Origin of the sequence: Streptomyces beijiangensis (genome assembly GCF_017315755.1) — a bacterium.
Lineage (GTDB): Bacteria > Actinomycetota > Actinomycetes > Streptomycetales > Streptomycetaceae > Streptomyces > Streptomyces beijiangensis.
Genome location: NZ_JAFLRJ010000063.1, coordinates 1 through 15832 on the forward strand (window position 1 = coordinate 1; position 15832 = coordinate 15832).

Below are 15832 nucleotides of genomic sequence, written 5' to 3' on the forward strand. Positions count from 1 at the left end.
TGTGGCCGTCGCCGCGGGTACGGGCGTGCTGCCGCTGCCCTTCCGGGGCGGTGACCCGATGCCCGCGTCCTCGGTGTCGGCGGCCGCGACCCCCGGGCCCCTCGCGTCGGAGTCGGCCACCGGCGGCTATATGACGGCCTCGCCCACGGCCCCGGGCTCCCCGCCCAGCAGCCAAGGCACCCCGTCCGTCCCGAAGTCGCAGCAGGCCGCGCCCGACCGCACCCCGGTGCCGGCGCCGGGCTACGGCTCCACCGGAACCGGCAAGGACAGGAACGGGGACGGCAGGGGCAACGGCGAAGGTTCGGGCAGCACCTGGTACCGCAAGGCGGTCGAGGTGTGCCGCGACTACCGGAACGGGCGGATCGACGGCGCGCACCGGCGGCGCCTGGAGTCGATGGCCGACGGCCAGCAGAGGATCGCGAATTTCTGCGACCGGATCCTGGGCGGCAGCGGCAGCGGCGACGGAAAGAACGACGGCCAGGGCGACGGAAAGAGCGACGGAAAGAGCGACGGCGGCAGTGACGGGAAGAGCGACCCGGGCAACGGGAGCAGCGGCGGCACGGAGGACGAAGGGCGCGGCTTGACCGTCGACTCCCCGCCGGTCTCCTTCGTACCCGAGCCCGCTGCCACCCCTGTGACCAGCGCTTCTCCTGCCTCCGTAGCGCCGTCGCCGAAGCCGTCCGGACTGACCGACCAGTAGGTGTGACACTTTTCGGGGCCATGGCGCAGTACTAAGTGAGCCGATTGGTCATCGGCCGCGCGTGAGCCGGGGTTCCCCCCGTACCTCCGGCTCCGCGCACCTGGCGCGGGTGGGTTACGTTCCCCCGATAACCCACCCGCGCCCCCTACTTCTCACCAGTAGACGACGACCTTGTCGCCCACTCGCACCTGGTCGAACAGTGCCGCGATCTTCGCCCTGTCCCTGACGTTCACGCAGCCGTGCGAGGCTCCGTTGTAGCCGCGGGCCGCGAAGTCCGCCGAGTAGTGCACGGCCTGGCCGCCGCTGAAGAACATCGCGTACGGCATGGCCGTGTGGAAGATCGTCGAGACGTGGTTGCGGCTCTTGAAGTCGACGCTGAAGGTGCCCTCGCGGGTCGGCGTGTACTGCGAGCCGAAGCGCACGTCCATCGTCGCGAGCACCTTGCCGTCGTTGACCCAGGAAAGGGACCGGCTGGTCTTGCTGATGCACAGGACCCGGCCGTGCAGACAGCGCGCGTCGAGCTTGCCCGCCGGGTGGGCCGAGACGGTCCCGTTCAGCTCGTCGGCCGTCGGCCTGGTGGTCATCGCGAGCAGCTTCTGCCAGGTCACGGTGTCCGTCGCCCCCGTGACGGCCAGACCGCGCTTGCCCTGGAAGCCCTGGACGGCGGTGCTGGTCGCGGCGCCGTACGTCCCGGTCGGGACGCCGTCGAACCAGGCGATCTGCCGCAGCCTGGCCTGCAGCTCACGGACCTGCGAGCCCTTGTCGCCGCGCGCCATCAGCACCTTGGGCTCGGGCTTGGGCTTGGGGGGCTGGGTCTCGGTCTGCGACGGGGCCGGGGTGGCGGTCGTGGTCCCGGTCCCGGTCGCGGACGGTGTCGGAGTGGGCTCGGGTGTCGGTGTCGTACTGCCGCCGCTCCCTGCCGACGGCTTCGCCTCCGGTGTTCCCGTGGCCGCCTGCGCCGTACAGCCTGCCGCCATCGCGACGACCGCCGCCGCCGCGAGTCCTCTGCGTATCCGGTTCCTCTGCATCTGAGCCCCCTGCTGTCCCCTGTTGTCCTTGGTGTCCCCATGGACTGATTCCCGCTGAGCGCGGTTGCGAAAGCCAGGACACGATTCGGGTAAGGAGTCTCTGTGAGCAAGGTCCCAGCGTGCGGCTCTCCACCCGCCGCACGCCCGCCGCTACAGTCCGTCGCGAGGGCAGGGACGTACCAACTAGTAGCTCCAGCGGGAGAGGCACAGCAGATGGCGCGCGAGACAGAGTCGGGACTGCCGATCGAGCCGGTGTACGGACCGGAGTCCCAGGAGGGCTGGGACCCCGCGGAGAAGCTGGGCGAGCCCGGCACGTACCCCTTCACCCGGGGCGTCTATCCCTCGATGTACACGGGCCGCCCGTGGACCATGCGCCAGTACGCCGGTTTCGGTACGGCCACCGAGTCCAACGCCCGCTACAAGCAGCTGATCGCCAACGGCACCATGGGCCTGTCGGTCGCCTTCGACCTGCCGACCCAGATGGGGCACGACAGCGATGCGGCGATCGCGAACGGCGAGGTCGGCAAGGTCGGGGTCGCCATCGACTCGGTCGACGACATGCGCGTGCTCTTCGGCGGGATCCCGCTGGACAAGGTCTCGACGTCGATGACGATCAACGCGCCCGCCGCGCTGCTGCTGCTGATGTACCAGCTGGTCGGCGAGGAGCAGGGCGTCCCGGCGGACCAGCTCACGGGCACGATCCAGAACGACGTGCTGAAGGAGTACATCGCCCGCGGCACGTACATCTTCCCGCCCAAACCGTCGCTGCGGCTGATCGCGGACATCTTCAAGTACTGCAGGACCGAGATCCCGAAGTGGAACACCATCTCGATCTCCGGCTATCACATGGCCGAGGCGGGAGCCACGCCCGCGCAGGAGATCGCCTTCACGCTCTCCGACGGCATCGAGTACGTGCGTACGGCGATCGCCGCCGGCATGGACGTCGACGACTTCGCGCCGCGCCTCTCCTTCTTCTTCGTCTCGCGTACGACGATCCTGGAGGAGGTCGCCAAGTTCCGTGCGGCGCGCAGGATCTGGGCGAAGGTGATGCGTGAGGAGTTCGGCGCGAAGAACCCCAAGTCGCTGATGCTGCGCTTCCACACGCAGACGGCGGGGGTCCAGCTGACCGCCCAGCAGCCCGAGGTGAACCTGGTCCGCGTCGCGGTGCAGGGCCTGGCGGCGGTGCTCGGCGGCACGCAGTCGCTCCACACGAACTCCTTCGACGAGGCGATCGCGCTCCCGACGGACAAGTCGGCCCGCCTCGCGCTCCGTACGCAGCAGGTCCTCGCGTACGAGACCGATGTGACGGCGACCGTGGACCCCTTCGCGGGTTCGTACGTCGTCGAGAAGATGACCGACGAGGTCGAGGCGGCAGCCGTCGCGCTGATGACCAAGGTCGAGGACATGGGCGGCGCGGTCGACGCGATCGAGCGCGGCTTCCAGAAGTCGGAGATCGAGCACAGCGCGTACCGCATCGCCCTGGAGACGGACTCCGGCGAGCGGGTCGTGGTCGGCGTCAACCGCTACAAGCTGGACGAGGAGGAGCCGTACGAACCGCTCCGCGTCGACCCCGCGATCGAGGCGCAGCAGGCGGACCGGCTGGCGAAGCTGCGGGCCGACCGCGACCAGCCCGCGGTGGACGCGGCGCTCGTGGAGCTGAAGAAGGCGGCGGAGGGCACGGACAACGTCCTGTACCCGATGAAGGACGCGCTGCGGGCACGGGCGACGGTGGGCGAGGTGTGCAACGCGCTGCGCGAGGTGTGGGGCACGTACGTCCCGACCGACGCGTTCTGAGGCGTTTGCGCAGATCAAACCCGGGCGCACTCGAAGGGATGGACCCCACCACTCGTACGGGCGGTTTCGTACGCACACGGAGAGTTGTCGAACGGACACTCTTCGTGTGCACGGAGTGTGTGCACGAACAGCACATTCTCGACAAGGAGTTGCCCCATGCGAAACCGTCGCTCACTGTCCGCGCTCGTCGGAGCCGTCACCCTCGTCCTCGGGATGTCTGCGGCGGCGTCCGCCGCCCCGGCCTCCGCGGCGGTCGGCAAGCCCTGCGGGTACTACGCCACGTCCAAGGACTCCTTCTACAACCACTGCACCGGCGACGGTTCGAACGTCGTCATCAAGGTGGACGCGGTGCACGCCCGGGACTACGAGACGTGTGTGACCCCCGGCACGAGCTGGCTCGGCCCGCGGAGCAAGGTCCGCAACGCCTGGTACGCCGGGCGCACCTGCTGACGCGGGCCCGTTGACGCGGCCCCGCTGACCACGGGATGAAACTCGGAGCCGGGTGTCGTACCTGCGTGCGACACTCGGCTCATGTTTGGCGTCATCGACCTTCCGACCTACCTCGCCGGCCTTGTGCTGATCGTGCTGCTGCCCGGCCCCAATTCCCTGTACGTGATCTCCGTCGCCGCCCGCCGTGGCGTCCGTACGGGATACAGGGCCGCCGCCGGTGTCTTCTGCGGGGACACCGTCCTCATGACGCTGTCCGCCGCCGGGGTCGCCTCGCTGCTGCAGGCCAACGCGCTGCTCTTCGGGATCGTGAAGTTCGCGGGCGCCGGTTATCTGACCTGGCTGGCGGTCGGCATGATGCGCGCCGCCTGGTCGTTGTGGCGGGCGCGGAAGGAACGGGCGGCGGAGGCCGCGGGCGAGGAGGCCGAGCCCGCCATGGAGCGGCCGTACCGCCGGGCGCTGGTGATCAGCCTCTTCAACCCGAAGGCGATCCTCTTCTTCATTTCCTTCTTCGTTCAGTTTGTCGACCCGCACTACGCCTACCCGGCGCTCTCCTTCGTCGTGCTGGGCTTCTTCGCGCAGGTGGCGAGCTTCCTCTACCTCACGCTGCTGATATTCAGCGGCACGCACCTGTCCGCCGCCTTCCGCCGCCGCAAGCGGCTCTCGGCCGGGGCGACGACGGCGGCCGGGGTGCTGTTCCTCGGGTTCGCGCTGAAGCTCTCGCTCAGCAGCGCGTGAGATCGATCGCCTTCCTCAGAGTTCGTCAGGCAGCAATCGGAACGCCGAGTGGCTTGTGAGCGGCCGCACGGCGCGGAAGTCGCGGCGGTCCAGCGTCAAGACGCAATCGGTCTCGTACACCTCGGCCAGGACCACGTTCACCGCATCGGCGAGATCCAGTCGCAGCGACGCGTAACGGTCCTGCACGCCCCGTGCCCGGCGCAGCAGGTCGACCGAGACCTCGGGAACGAGCACCCTCAGAGTCCTCGCCTGCCCCAGGAGCCAGTCGTTGACCGTGTGTGCGGTCCGGCGGTCGATGTTCCTGGTCGTGATGTGCTCGATCTCCATGAAGACGAGCGGGGACACCACTGTTGCTGCCGCTCCCTGCAGCGCCGTGCGGGCCGCCTTGTGCTCGGGGTCGGACACATTCAGCGCGGCGACCAGTCCTGAGGTGTCACCAATGACGATCAAGGCTTCTCCGCGACTGCGTCCGTCACGGCCGCATCGACATCCGCTGCCGAGACGGGTCCGCCGAAATCGAGCGTCGGGATGTCCCAGTCACCGTCCCACCGGCGGGACCGCAAGGCCACGATGTGGAACGCCTCGCGAAAATACTCGGCCTCGGACCTGCCCTCCCGCTCAGCTGCCTCTTTGACGGCCCGGAGGTCTTCCTCCTCGACCATCACTGTCGTCTTCTTCAGAGCCATATGGTTATGGTACCGCCACCATAAGATGATGGGCGGGCCGCTCGGCGGGCCGCTCGCCCTGCCGCACCCCGTCCTGCCAGAACGTCTGGCGCGTTGCGGGCCCGCCCGCCCCGAGCCAGACGGCCTCGTTCGAACAGCACCAGCGGATGGCGACGGGGGGACGGCCGGGGAATCGCAGGGGCCGTCCCTCGTAAGGGGGAACGTGTCCCACGCGCAGGGCATGACGTCGGGCCCAGGGCCAGGCTGCTGGACATGGCGAAGAATTCAGCTCCGCGAGATGGCGAAGGCGAATCCGCTGGGTCCGGACGATCGGACGGTGGCCGGCATGTGATCGACTCCGTGACCATGCGGGAGCTCGGCAAACTTACCGCCGAAGACATGGCGGGTCTTGATCACCCCGTGCCCGTGACCAATCACGGTCGGCCTGTGGCATGGCTGGTTCCGATGAACGCCGCGGAACGTCGCCGCGCGGAGCTTCTTGCGGCGGGGCGCCTGCGTCCTGCAGCCGCGCCCGATGTGCTGCTCCGCTGGCAGCCGCTGTTGGCTCGCCCTGACGGGGCCTCGCTGAGGGACGCTCCGGTGGAGATGCGCGAGGCGGAAGGCCGGTGAGCTGTCTCGATTCGTGTGCGCTGGTGAAGCTGATCCACGAGGAGAAAGAGACTTCGGCCCTGCTCGATCATCCGCGGGAGCAGCGCAGCGAGTTGATCTCCTGCGAGCTTGCCTACACCGAAGTTCCTCGGGTCATTCGGAAGCTGAGGCACAACGCGTAACGGACTCTGCCCATCGAGCAGGGCTTCTTGGACCGCGAACTGGAGGCGGCTCAGGAGGTGCTGTCGGGAGTGGGCATGCTCACCGTCGACCTGGACCTGCTGGTCCGGGCCGGGGCGTGGGTCGAGGATCCGCATCTCGGCTCCCTGGACAGCATCCATCTCTGCGCGGCTCTTGAGCTGGGAGAAGCGCTCACGGAGTTCGTGACGTACGACAAGGCCCTGGCGCGCGCTGCTCGGGAGGCCGGGCTGCGGGTGGTTCAGCCGGGCTGAGGGGCTGGGGGCGCATCAACCGTACTTCAGGTCCGACGCGATCAGCTCTGCGGCGGGCCGGGGCTGTGGGCTCGTGGATAGGCTCGGCGTATGGCTGACTTCCTTCAGGTTTCCACGGCAACAGAGAGTCGCGCGACAGCTGTTGAGCTTGCGCGGTCGGTGGTGACGGCTCGCCTTGCGGCTGGGGCGCAGATCGTCGGACCGGTGGTCTCGGTCTTCTGGCACCAGGGCGAGTTCGGCACGGGGGAGGAATGGCAACTCCTGTTCAAGGCCCGCGCCGACCGGTATGCAGAGATCGAGGCGCACTTGCTGGAGCGCCACCCGTGGAAGAACCCGGAGGTCTCGGCGGTGCCGCTGGTCGCCGGATCGAGCGCCTATCTGCGGTGGGTGGCGGAGACCACCGCACCGGATCAGGAACACTGACCCGTCAGGCTGCGGCCCTGTCCAAAATCTCAGCTACCACCGGAAGTTCACGGTGGACGCTGAGCTGACGGAGAGTGGGCGCGAGCCGCTGGCGTGGACGTACGGACGCCACGCCGGCTGAGAGTTCCAGCGCGCGACCGACGGTGCTCGCCGCCTGTTCGATCTCTCCGGCGGAAAGGTAGGAGTCGGCCAGCCAGGACAGGTACAAGCTCTTGTCGCGGGCGTGAGTGTCGTCGTACCTGGCTAGTACTGCATCCAGGACGGGCACCGCACGGAGTGGGCGGTGCAGCTCGGTCCAGCAGCGGCCAGTCATGATCTGGAGCTCGTCGAGGTCGACCCACGCAACCCAGTCGGGTTGCGGCGCACCGTCATGCTCACGCAGCGCGGCTTCGGCTGCGGCGAGCGCCGCTTCCGTCTCGCGGGCGCATCCCGCGACGGCGTATGCCCAAGCGAGGCGCTCATGGAGCAGAGCACGCACGCCACTTGGAGCGGTGGGCCCGGCGGTGCGGCACGATAGGAGGGCGATCTCTACCCCGGCCTGCCGGTCTCCGCTCACCTTTTGGTAGGCGAGAAAGGCGAGGGCGTTACCGGCAAGGGCAGTGTCTCCGGCATCGGCCGCGGCTCGATAGCTGTCCTCGTACAGACTGCTCGCATCGGAGTGCTTGCCACCGTCGTAAGCGGCCCATCCCGCCTGTTGCGCTTGCTCGGCCAGTACGGACAACATCGCGCGCCTGGTCTCCTCCGTGGAGCTGGCGTCTCGGACGAGGCTCTTGGTGGCCTGGTATTCGCCGAGGTAGACGCGGTAGGTGTCGCCTCCGCCAAGGATGTCGTCCAGGCGGCGCAGGCGCGCTGTGCGTTCCCTCAATTGGCCTGGGACGGCTGGACCGATCCGGTGGCCGGTCTTGACGCGGGCGAGTTCAGGCAGGCTGACGGCCAGACCTGCCCCGGCCGATGTCATGAAGAACTCTCTCCGCCGCACTGTGTCTTCTCCGTCTCGGGTGGCGGGCATGGTGCGTGCAGGTGCAGTGCGAGCGTGATCGGTCAGCCGGGCCGACTCCCATTCACGGGGAGCGAGACCGAGCATGTGACCCGGGATGTGCAGAGCGTCAGCAATCCTGGCGATCTTCTCGAACGTGGTGACGCTGCCGCATCCGCGTGCCAGCACACCGACGCGTTCCGGCTTGATTTCGCACTCGGCCGCGATCTTCGAGTAGCTGATCCCGGCTTCGGCGCGCGCGAGACGGAACACGGTGCCGAAGTCGTGAGCCGCGATCGCGGTCCTCACGTCCTCGCGGTTCAGAAAGTCGCGCGGTAGTGCTGTCGGCGGTTGGTATTCGCTCATGGTGTGCCCCGCTGCGCCTGGTGGTGACAGTGTGCCGCATGGCCCTCGCTCTGAGCGTACCCATCACGGGGATACCCAGGGGTGGGAAGTCATCTCCCTTGCACGTCAGCACAGTTGCCACGAAATGACCCCCGCGGCCGCTGGCCCGCGGCCCGGGGGCATGGACAACGCTGCAAGGAGCGTCGACATGCCGAACATTATCGCCCACCTCTTCGAGTGGCTGCTGCGGTTCCTCTTCCCCGCTTCGGGCAGACGCCGGGCAGCCGATGCGCAGACCGGCGTCAATCGCGGGCGTGCGTTCACCGGCCAACTGCCCGGTGAGATCCCGGTTCCGAGTCACCTTGTGTTGCGCGGGGAGGACGTCGCACTCGTCCACCCGTACCTCATGGCGTATGAGCAGCGTCAAGAAGAGCGGCTGCGCCGGAAGCGTCGGCGGGAACTGCGGTTCGCGGCGCATGGGATCGACATCGGGCCGCGTCTGATCCACGGTGTGGAGGTGGCGTGATGGTTCACGAACAGAATCCGTCTGCGGCTGGTGAAGTCGGCGCGGTGGTGCTGCGGTGGGTCAGTGCACCCCACTGTGTTGGGTGGGCGTGCTGCGAATTGCGCAAGGCGCTGGCCGGTTGGGGTCTCTCGGCGGTCGAGGATCCGGCAACGCTGGCCCTCTCTGAGCTTCTGACCAATGCCGTGCGGCATGCACGCGTTGTGCCTGTGCGGGAGATCGAGACCCGCATTCTGCGCATGGAGCGCGGGGTGCGTATCGAAGTCCATGACTCGGCGTATCAGCGGCCGAAGCTGCGGCCGGTCGGAGCGGAGTCGTCGGGCGGGCGTGGGATGGAGCTGGTTGCGGCGGTCGCGGACCGGTGGGACGTGGCTGAGCGCGTGGGGCCGGGCAAAGTCGTGTGGGCCGAGTGCCTGGTTCCGGCTGAGGGCGGTGTCCGGGATGAGTAGCCGCGAGAGCTGCCGCATGATCGCGCTGCGGGTGCGGTGCGGGGATCTGGTGCGGGTGTGGGGGCGGTGGCTTGAGGTCACGGCCGTACGTGATGACCGGTTCGCGGCGGGTGGTCCGGCTGTGGTGCTGACCTTCGACGAGGGGCCCGCGATGCGTGTGCACGCGGCGGATGAGCTGGCGGTGGAGCGGTGAAGGGAAGTGGCGAAGTGGCGGTCAAGTCGGTTTTGAAGATGGCGGATTGGTCGCTCGGCGTGGATCTGTCGGGGAGCGGGCCCATCTTCGAGGCCGAGTGCACGACGTGTGCAGAGTCCTCGGGGGCCAAGGACGGCACATCGTCCCCCGAGGAGTGGTGCCTCCAGCACGCGGGTCGTACCGGACACACGGGATACCGGGGCATGATCACGTCGTTCTTCCGGGCAACGTGCCATGCGAAGTCGGCATCGTGAATGCCTATCGGGTCCTGGGCTTCGCGCTGAAGCTCTCGCTCAGCAGCGTGTGAGGTAGTCGGCCAGGCCGGTCGCGTCCTCGCCCGCCCAGCCGATGTAGCCGTCGGGGCGGACGAGGAAGAGGCCCTTGCCGTACGGCTCATAGGGCTCGGACAGTCGGTGTACGTGCACGAAATCGGCGTCCAGGGGCGGGAGTTCCGCGTCCGTGGCGACGGCCAGCAGGGTGAAGTGGGGTCCTCGCAGGGCGTCGAAGATGCGGGCGGCGGCGGTGAGGGGGCCGTCGGGGGCCCGGTCTCCTGCCTGCAGGGCGCCTGCGGTACCCGCCGAGAGGGGGCTCTCGCGGTAGCCGATGCCCAGTTGCTGGGTGGCCGCGCCGCGCTTCTGCTCGCCCCGGTGGACGCGGGTGGAGAGATTGAGCATGGCGGCGGCGTTGGGGCGGCGTTCTCCCTCGTACGTGTCGAGGAGGGCCGCGGGGGCGCCGTCCCGCAGGACCCGGGCCAGTTTCCAGCCCAGGTTGTAGGCGTCCTGGATGCTGGTGTTGAGGCCCTGCCCGCCGGCCGGGGAGTGGATGTGCGCGGCGTCGCCGGCGAGGAAGACCCGGCCTTCGCGGAAGCGGTCGGCGAGTCCCGTACGGGGGCGGAAGTCGGAGGACCAGAGGAGCTCGGTCACGTCGTCGGCGGCCAGGTGGCTGCGCGCGGCGACGAGTTGGCGTACGCCCTCCAGCGAGAGGTCGGGGCGCTCACCGTCGGGGAACTGGGCGACCAGCTGGAAGTCGTCGACGTGGGGGAGCGGGCAGATGGCGAGGAAGCCCGCCTCCGCGACGAAGACGTGCCAGTTGTCGCGGTCGAGTGCGGGGATGCGGACGTCCGCGACCAGCATCGACGACGGATCGACGTTCTCACCGGTCATCGGGATGGAGAGCGCGGTACGGACCGTGGAGCGGCCGCCGTCGGCGGCGACCAGATAGGAGGCGCGGACCGTGGAGCCGTCGGAGAGGGTGGCGGTGACGGCGGACTCGTCCTGAGTGAAGGACGTGAGGGCCGTGGAGAAGGCGACGTCGCCGCCCAGGTCGCGCAGCCGGGCCAGCAGGATCTGCTGGGTGCGCCACTGGGGGATGAGCAGCGGCCGCCCGGCGTACGGCTCGGCCTCCGTCGCCTCGACGGTCTCGAACATGTCCTTCTCGCCCTGCCGCACCCCGTCCTGCCAGAACATCTGACGCGGTGCGGGACCGCCCGCCGCGAGGATCTCCCCGACGACGCCGAGGTCGTCGAGGACTTCGAGGGTGCGCGGCTGGAGGCCCTTGCCGCGGGAGCCAGGGAAGAGCCCGTCGGCCTGCTCGAAGAGCAGGGTGCGGACGCCGCGGCGGGCCAGATCGACGGCGAGGGCGAGGCCGGTGGGGCCGGCGCCGACGACGAGGACATCCAGTTCCTTAACGCTGTTAAGTTCCATGGTGGCGAGGATGCGCTTAACGCTGTTAAGTTGTCAAGGTGGGTACTGCGAAAATCGACCGGGCGCTCGTCGCCGAGACCGCGCTGCGACTGCTGAACGAGGTGGGCTTCGACGGCCTGTCGCTGCGTGCCATCGCCAAGGAGCTGGACGTCAAGGCCCCTGCTCTGTACTGGCACTTCAAGGACAAGCAGGGGCTGCTGGACGAGATGGCGACGCTGATGTACCGGCGGCTGGCGGCGGACTTCGACCTGAGCGTGTACACGCGCTGGCAGGACGGACTCGTCGCCTACAACGCGGGCCTGCGCACCACACTGCTGCGCTACCGCGACGGCGCCAAGGTCTACAGCGGCGCCCGCTTCACCGGCACCGACCACGCGGCCTCGATGGAACAGCACCTGCGGATGATGACCGGGGCCGGCTTCGAGCTGCGCCAGGCGGTGCTGGCGGGGATGACCACGTACGCGTACACGATCGGCTACGTCATCGAGGAGCAAGGCGTCCGCCCGATGCCGGACGAGCAGCGCGAGGGGTACGACATCGGGGAGCGGGCGCGACGGCTCGCGGAGTACCCGCTGACGGCGGCGGCCGGGCAGGAGATCTTCGCGGACTTCGACCGGCGGTTCGAGGAGGGGCTGCGGGTGATCGTCGGGGGGATCGAGGCGACGTACGGGACGCCGGTCTGACCTGTCCGGCCCGAGACGGATATGGCCGGTCCACCGGTGTGAAGCCGGTGGCCCGGCCATGCGCCGGTGGAACGACTACCAGGCCCACTGCTGTTCGCGGTGGGCGGAGGCGTCCGCGTAGCAGTCCCACAGGATGGCTGACGCGTTGTTCGCGGTGGAGCCGCCGCCCGATATGGACAGGCATCTCTGGGCCTTTGCGTTGACGAGCTGGCCGTTGGAGTACAGGGTCCAGCCCTGCTCGGCGCTGCTGTTGCAGGTGTACAGGAGTACTTGAGTCCCGTTTGCCGTGCCGCCACCTTCGGTCGACAGACACTTGTCGGTGTTCTTGAAGTTGAGCAGACCCTTGCTGTCGAACGCCCAGTACATTTCGTCGCCGCTGCCACAGGTGTACTGGATCGCCGAAGTGTTGTTCGCGGTCGACCCGCCGCCCGCGAGGGAGAGGCACTTGCCGGATTTGACATTGACCAGCTGCGAATAGACCGCGCTCTGGCCGGCGGAAGACGTTCCCGCGCCGAGGGAGAGAAGAGCCGCTGCCGCACCGGTGGCGAGCACGCCACGCATTGCTGTCCTACGCATGAGAAATCAACTCCGTTGGAGGTGGCCGAGTTAGCTCGCTGATCTTTGCATGCGGATTTCGAATCACCTCAGCCAGTTCTGGCCAAATGCCTACGAGGCCCTTTGGGGAACGGCGATCTAATTTCCGGTGTCTTCCGCGTGACAGGCGGGCGGATGGCCTGACGTATAGGGATTTGCTGCCCACTGCCTAGCTGTGACGACTGCGTTCGGTGGGGGGTGGGGAGTGGAACGGGCAGCTGAAACGCTGCTTGTGAGGCGCGTTGATCTCTCCGTAGCGTCAGGAACCGGAGCGTCGGCAATTAGACGGCGTGACGTTCACCTACCAAGGAGAAATCATCGTGTCTCGCATACGAATTTCGATCGCCGCGGCTGTGGCATCACTTGCGGCCCTCGGTACGGCGGTCGTGCCTGCCACGTCCGCATCAGCGGCTTCGTTCAGCTGTAGCACCTACAGTGGAACGTTCAATTCCTACGGGGCCAGGGGTGTCGACTGGATGTACGGTCCGGACGAATGTTTCGGAGTGGCGCCGTCCGGAACCATCTGGCACTCATGGGCGGGCTCCGGCGGCTGGAAGGAAATGCCCGGAAACGGCAGAGCGCTCTACATCCTGGATTTCTTTGAGAATTCTGAAGGAAAGGCGGTCAAGGTCGTTACCGAGACCGGGAACGCCTACTGCAACTACGACGACTACGCCACCAATACCTGGGGCGGCTGGTACGGGACGACGACCGACAACTGCTGATGCTTCGACCTCGCGTGCCCGCCGAACGCTCCGGCGCGCGCGCCGCAAGTAGGGGGTGAGGCCGGTCCGAGCCGGTCTGTGAGGGAGGGGTGATGGGGACGTTTCATGAACCACCGGCCGGTGGTCCCGAGGCGCAGGAGGATGACGACTCCGGACTGCTGGTCCGGTCCGTCGGGGAACCGATGGCCTTCGAACCGCTTGTCGAGCGCCATTCGACCGCGCTGCACGGCTACTTGGCCCGGCGCGCGCCGACTGCCGCAGATGATCTGCTGTCCGAGGTGTGGCTCCGGGCATTCGGCGGAAGGTCCGTCTTCGACCCGGCGCGTGGCACGCCGCGAGCGTGGCTCTTCGGTGTGGCCCGGCATGTGCTGGCCGCCCATTGGCGGGGCGCTGAGCCGGCCGGGTTCCCTGGCCCCGAGCCTGTGGCCGATCCGTGGCAGGCCGTCGACCGGCGACTCGATGCGATGGCCGTGGCTCCGCTGATACGGGAAGCACTGGCCGAATTGCCCGCTGTGGAACGTGAGTTGCTCCTGTTGGTGATCTGGGAGCAGCTCACTCCTGCGGAGGCCGCGCTCGTGGTGGGGGTGCCACAGGGCACCGCCCGCTCCCGGCTGCACCGGGCCCGCGCCCGGCTCCGTGGTGCCCTCAATGCCGCCCCGCTGGCTGCCCGTACAGGAGAACTTGCATGAGCATCGATGAACTCGACTTGGATCTGCCGGGGATGCACATGCTGACAGCGGCCGGCGCTGTGGCTCCTCCGTCCGCGGCGGCCGTGGCCGGCGCGCGGGCCGCGGTCAGGGCTGCTGTCGAACGCGCGAGTGTGCCCAGCACCGAGCCGACGGCGGCCCCCGGGCGCCGCTGGGTACTCCGGCCCCGTCGCCGGCTCGTGATCGCCGCCGTGGTGGCCGCGGTCGCCACCGGTGTGGCCGTCCTTCCGGTGGTGGACTTCGGAGGCGCCGAGCCGTCGGCGAGTGCGCAGGCGGCGACGTACCTCAACCAGGCTGCGGACCAGGTGGCGTCGGGGACCTTCCACAAGGGCACCTACTGGAAAACCACTGTGGCCTTCAAATTGAAGAACAACCCCGAGGTGTCGGTGGATACGGTCGTCAGCCGGAGTGGGTTCGGTGCATTCGACAGCGAGGGCCACTTCCTCAGGGCCAAGAAGCCTTCCCATGGTCAGGCCAGTTGGGGAGGTGACGTGCACCCGGTCACGTGGGACGAACTCGACCGCCTTCCCCTCGGTACCAAGGCGTTGCAGACGCGACTGACCAGTAAGCAGGGAGCCTCCGCCACGTTCGACAACGTCTCGACCTTGCTGTCGGGGGCACCCGTGAGGCCGCAACTGCGCGCAGCGCTCTACCGGGTCCTGGCCCAGCTCCCAGGGATCCGGCTGGAGGGCACGGCGAAGGACAGCCGGGGGCGTACGGGGACGGTCGTCAGCTTTACCTTCAAGGAGCGCTACAACACCTACCGGGAGACCGAGCGGATGTGGATCGACTCTCGTACGGGAGACATCCTGCAGAGCACGTATTCCTACCCGGGATACGTCCACCGCGCGACGCCCGTGTTCCAGGGCTGGGTGAACCCGTCGAAGCGCTGAGCGCGAGCTCCGCTCACAGGACCCGCGTGAGCGCCTTGCGCAGGCGTGGGGTGAGCAGGTTCTCCACGTAGCGGTTCAGCAGCCACGCCAGCAGCAGCATCCCGGCGACCGTGAGTGCGAACGTCGCGGGCGCCGGGATGCCCAGGTTGCGGTGCAGGACGCCGATCACCACCCAGCCCAGGTGTTCGTGGACCAGGTAGAAGGGGTACGTGAGCGCGCCGGCGACCGTCAGCCAGCGCCAGTTCGCCCAGTGGAAGTGGCCGAGTGCGATCGCGCCGACCATGACGAATCCGAACGTGACGATCGCGATGATCACCGAGGTGTGGCGGAAGGAGAAGAACGCCGGGTTGGGCTTGTGCCAGGTGGAGAGGACCGCGTAGTGCTGGCCGATCGCCCAGCTGACGGCGACGATGCCCCAGGCCGTGATGTCGCGGCGGTCGCGGTGCAGGAGGTAGAGGCCGACGCCACCGATGAAGAAGGACGCGTACTCCGGCATGAAGACCGTGGTGAGGAAGGGTTCGTTCACGGCCGAGGTGATGGCCGCCGCCAGGGTCCAGACCGCGCAGAACATCACCACGCGGCGGCGGGTCGCGCCGGGCAGGACGACGCAGACCGCGAACAGGACGTAGAAGCGCAGCTCCGCCCAGAGCGTCCAGCAGACGCCCAGGACGCGGTGCACGCCGATCGGCTGCTGGAGCATCGTGAAGTTCACGATGAGCTCGCTCGGCGCGACTGTCTTGTACGCCACCCACGGGAGGGCGAACACCAGCGTGACGATGAGGATCGCCGCCCAGTACGCCGGGTAGAGGCGCGCCACCCGCGAGGCGAAGAAGGAGCGCAGGGGGCGGCCCCAGCCGCTCATGCAGATCACGAAGCCGCTGATCACGAAGAAGATCTGGACGCCCAGGCAGCCGTACGCGAACCACTCGGAGAGCGAGGGGAAGAGATGGCGCGGCGAAGTGCCCCAGGCCTTGGTGATGTCGCCGCCCCGGCCGCCGTAGTGGTACGCGGCGACCATCAGCGCGGCGAGCAGCCGCAGTCCGTCCAGGGCGCGCAGGCGAGTGGTCGGGGAGGGGGCGGCGACCGGGAGCTTCTCGGCGGTCCGGGGCCGTTCGCCGGTGCCTCGTAGGCGCGGCACAGCGATCGTCACGGCTTCCCCTTTGCGGGTGGTTCGGGCTGCGGAGG

The 15832-nt window shown here is 68.4% G+C and carries 21 protein-coding genes and 1 pseudogene; 15 read left to right on the top strand and 7 right to left on the bottom strand.

Translation table 11 applies throughout. The annotated features are described in order from the left end of the window. Nucleotides 1–700, top strand: a pseudogene (locus J0695_RS07310) (hypothetical protein); the annotation flags it as partial. A 152-nt stretch (nt 701–852) separates the two neighbouring features. Here the strand turns inward: J0695_RS07310 and J0695_RS07315 are convergent. After that, nucleotides 853–1728: a L,D-transpeptidase family protein gene (locus tag J0695_RS07315; RefSeq protein ID WP_206961033.1), complete on the bottom strand. Its 876-nt coding sequence runs from the start codon at nt 1726–1728 to the stop codon at nt 853–855. A gap of 213 nt (nt 1729–1941) precedes the next feature. Between J0695_RS07315 and J0695_RS07320 the strand changes: the two genes are divergently transcribed. The 3 genes from J0695_RS07320 (at nt 1942) to leuE (ending at nt 4707) form a co-directional block, all read left to right on the top strand. Then, nucleotides 1942–3522 carry an acyl-CoA mutase large subunit family protein gene (locus J0695_RS07320; RefSeq protein ID WP_206961034.1) on the top strand — a complete coding sequence of 527 codons (1581 nt, stop codon included), beginning with the start codon at nt 1942–1944 and terminating at the stop codon, nt 3520–3522. Between the two features lie 156 nt (nt 3523–3678). Continuing rightward, the gene (locus J0695_RS07325; RefSeq protein WP_242552331.1) at nt 3679–3972 is read left to right on the top strand and encodes a DUF6355 family natural product biosynthesis protein; all 294 of its coding nucleotides are present in this window, start codon (nt 3679–3681) and stop codon (nt 3970–3972) included. 81 nt (nt 3973–4053) lie between these two features. Beyond that, nucleotides 4054–4707 carry a leucine efflux protein LeuE gene (gene leuE, locus J0695_RS07330; protein ID WP_206961035.1) on the top strand — a complete coding sequence of 218 codons (654 nt, stop codon included), beginning with the start codon at nt 4054–4056 and terminating at the stop codon, nt 4705–4707. A 15-nt stretch (nt 4708–4722) separates the two neighbouring features. Here the strand turns inward: leuE and J0695_RS07335 are convergent, their stop codons facing one another. Together J0695_RS07335 and J0695_RS07340 are read right to left on the bottom strand one after the other, a co-directional pair. Then, complete coding sequence (locus J0695_RS07335) at nt 4723–5157, bottom strand: PIN domain-containing protein (RefSeq protein WP_206961036.1); 435 nt, start codon at nt 5155–5157, stop codon at nt 4723–4725. Beyond that, nucleotides 5154–5393 carry a ribbon-helix-helix protein, CopG family gene (locus J0695_RS07340; RefSeq protein WP_206961037.1) on the bottom strand — a complete coding sequence of 80 codons (240 nt, stop codon included), beginning with the start codon at nt 5391–5393 and terminating at the stop codon, nt 5154–5156. Before J0695_RS07340 ends, J0695_RS07335 begins: the two co-directional genes overlap by 4 nt. Nucleotides 5394–5720: 327 nt before the next feature. Here J0695_RS07340 and J0695_RS07345 point away from each other — a divergent pair, with 327 nt between their 5' ends. From J0695_RS07345 to cutA, 3 genes are all read left to right on the top strand, one after another. Further along, nucleotides 5721–6002 (top strand): hypothetical protein, encoded by a 282-nt coding sequence (locus J0695_RS07345; protein ID WP_206961038.1) that lies wholly within the window; start codon nt 5721–5723, stop codon nt 6000–6002. A 188-nt stretch (nt 6003–6190) separates the two neighbouring features. After that, complete coding sequence (locus J0695_RS07350; protein ID WP_206961039.1) at nt 6191–6433, top strand: PIN domain-containing protein; 243 nt, start codon at nt 6191–6193, stop codon at nt 6431–6433. A gap of 90 nt (nt 6434–6523) precedes the next feature. Then, the gene (gene cutA, locus J0695_RS07355; protein ID WP_206961040.1) at nt 6524–6856 is read left to right on the top strand and encodes a divalent-cation tolerance protein CutA; all 333 of its coding nucleotides are present in this window, start codon (nt 6524–6526) and stop codon (nt 6854–6856) included. Nucleotides 6857–6860: 4 nt separating this feature from the next. Here cutA and J0695_RS07360 read toward each other — a convergent pair whose 3' ends face one another. Beyond that, nucleotides 6861–8198, bottom strand: coding sequence for an NsdA family TPR-like regulatory protein (locus tag J0695_RS07360; RefSeq protein WP_206961041.1), 1338 nt, complete (start codon nt 8196–8198; stop codon nt 6861–6863). Between the two features lie 187 nt (nt 8199–8385). Between J0695_RS07360 and J0695_RS07365 the strand changes: the two genes are divergently transcribed. Genes J0695_RS07365 through J0695_RS46250 form a run of 4 tightly spaced genes read left to right on the top strand, consistent with a single transcriptional unit; the run spans nt 8386 to nt 9596 of the window. Beyond that, entirely contained in the window at nt 8386–8703 is a 318-nt protein-coding gene (locus J0695_RS07365) for a hypothetical protein (protein ID WP_206961062.1), read from the top strand. Further along, the gene (locus J0695_RS07370; protein WP_206961042.1) at nt 8703–9149 is read left to right on the top strand and encodes an ATP-binding protein; all 447 of its coding nucleotides are present in this window, start codon (nt 8703–8705) and stop codon (nt 9147–9149) included. The genes J0695_RS07365 and J0695_RS07370 overlap by 1 nt, the downstream gene beginning before the upstream one ends. Continuing rightward, the gene (locus tag J0695_RS07375) at nt 9142–9342 is read left to right on the top strand and encodes a hypothetical protein (protein ID WP_206961043.1); all 201 of its coding nucleotides are present in this window, start codon (nt 9142–9144) and stop codon (nt 9340–9342) included. The genes J0695_RS07370 and J0695_RS07375 overlap by 8 nt, the downstream gene beginning before the upstream one ends. 14 nt (nt 9343–9356) lie before the next feature. Next, entirely contained in the window at nt 9357–9596 is a 240-nt protein-coding gene (locus J0695_RS46250) for a DUF7848 domain-containing protein (RefSeq protein WP_443726323.1), read from the top strand. Between the two features lie 39 nt (nt 9597–9635). On the opposite strand, the gene J0695_RS07380 is transcribed toward J0695_RS46250, so the two are convergent. Next, entirely contained in the window at nt 9636–11045 is a 1410-nt protein-coding gene (locus tag J0695_RS07380; protein WP_206961044.1) for an FAD-dependent monooxygenase, read from the bottom strand. A 38-nt stretch (nt 11046–11083) separates the two neighbouring features. Between J0695_RS07380 and J0695_RS07385 the strand changes: the two genes are divergently transcribed. Next, nucleotides 11084–11728: a TetR/AcrR family transcriptional regulator C-terminal domain-containing protein gene (locus J0695_RS07385; protein WP_206961045.1), complete on the top strand. Its 645-nt coding sequence runs from the start codon at nt 11084–11086 to the stop codon at nt 11726–11728. A 75-nt stretch (nt 11729–11803) separates the two neighbouring features. Here J0695_RS07385 and J0695_RS07390 read toward each other — a convergent pair whose 3' ends face one another. Next, complete coding sequence (locus J0695_RS07390; RefSeq protein ID WP_206961046.1) at nt 11804–12304, bottom strand: ricin-type beta-trefoil lectin domain protein; 501 nt, start codon at nt 12302–12304, stop codon at nt 11804–11806. Between the two features lie 308 nt (nt 12305–12612). Between J0695_RS07390 and J0695_RS07395 the strand changes: the two genes are divergently transcribed. From J0695_RS07395 to J0695_RS07405, 3 genes are all read left to right on the top strand, one after another. Then, complete coding sequence (locus J0695_RS07395) at nt 12613–13047, top strand: hypothetical protein (RefSeq protein ID WP_206961047.1); 435 nt, start codon at nt 12613–12615, stop codon at nt 13045–13047. Between the two features lie 182 nt (nt 13048–13229). Beyond that, the gene (locus tag J0695_RS07400) at nt 13230–13736 is read left to right on the top strand and encodes an RNA polymerase sigma factor (protein ID WP_242552332.1); all 507 of its coding nucleotides are present in this window, start codon (nt 13230–13232) and stop codon (nt 13734–13736) included. Next, on the top strand, nt 13733–14647 hold the full coding sequence (locus J0695_RS07405; RefSeq protein ID WP_206961049.1) for a hypothetical protein: 915 nt from the start codon (nt 13733–13735) through the stop codon (nt 14645–14647). Before J0695_RS07400 ends, J0695_RS07405 begins: the two co-directional genes overlap by 4 nt. 13 nt (nt 14648–14660) lie before the next feature. Here J0695_RS07405 and J0695_RS07410 read toward each other — a convergent pair whose 3' ends face one another. Continuing rightward, on the bottom strand, nt 14661–15791 hold the full coding sequence (locus J0695_RS07410; protein ID WP_372445719.1) for an acyltransferase family protein: 1131 nt from the start codon (nt 15789–15791) through the stop codon (nt 14661–14663). Nucleotides 15792–15832 lie beyond the last annotated feature (41 nt).

Excerpts from the sequence above, each read along its gene's own strand:
- J0695_RS07315 (WP_206961033.1), bottom strand. The coding sequence starts at position 1,728 with ATGCAGAGGAACCGGATACGCAGAGGACTCGCGGCGGCGGCGGTCGTC.
- J0695_RS07320 (WP_206961034.1), top strand. The coding sequence starts at position 1,942 with ATGGCGCGCGAGACAGAGTCGGGACTGCCGATCGAGCCGGTGTACGGA.
- J0695_RS07325 (WP_242552331.1), top strand. The coding sequence starts at position 3,679 with ATGCGAAACCGTCGCTCACTGTCCGCGCTCGTCGGAGCCGTCACCCTC.
- leuE (WP_206961035.1), top strand. The coding sequence starts at position 4,054 with ATGTTTGGCGTCATCGACCTTCCGACCTACCTCGCCGGCCTTGTGCTG.
- J0695_RS07340 (WP_206961037.1), bottom strand. The coding sequence starts at position 5,393 with ATGGCTCTGAAGAAGACGACAGTGATGGTCGAGGAGGAAGACCTCCGG.
- cutA (WP_206961040.1), top strand. The coding sequence starts at position 6,524 with ATGGCTGACTTCCTTCAGGTTTCCACGGCAACAGAGAGTCGCGCGACA.
- J0695_RS07360 (WP_206961041.1), bottom strand. The coding sequence starts at position 8,198 with ATGAGCGAATACCAACCGCCGACAGCACTACCGCGCGACTTTCTGAAC.
- J0695_RS07365 (WP_206961062.1), top strand. The coding sequence starts at position 8,386 with ATGCCGAACATTATCGCCCACCTCTTCGAGTGGCTGCTGCGGTTCCTC.
- J0695_RS07370 (WP_206961042.1), top strand. The coding sequence starts at position 8,703 with ATGGTTCACGAACAGAATCCGTCTGCGGCTGGTGAAGTCGGCGCGGTG.
- J0695_RS07375 (WP_206961043.1), top strand. The coding sequence starts at position 9,142 with ATGAGTAGCCGCGAGAGCTGCCGCATGATCGCGCTGCGGGTGCGGTGC.
- J0695_RS07380 (WP_206961044.1), bottom strand. The coding sequence starts at position 11,045 with ATGGAACTTAACAGCGTTAAGGAACTGGATGTCCTCGTCGTCGGCGCC.
- J0695_RS07390 (WP_206961046.1), bottom strand. The coding sequence starts at position 12,304 with ATGCGTAGGACAGCAATGCGTGGCGTGCTCGCCACCGGTGCGGCAGCG.
- J0695_RS07400 (WP_242552332.1), top strand. The coding sequence starts at position 13,230 with ATGGCCTTCGAACCGCTTGTCGAGCGCCATTCGACCGCGCTGCACGGC.
- J0695_RS07405 (WP_206961049.1), top strand. The coding sequence starts at position 13,733 with ATGAGCATCGATGAACTCGACTTGGATCTGCCGGGGATGCACATGCTG.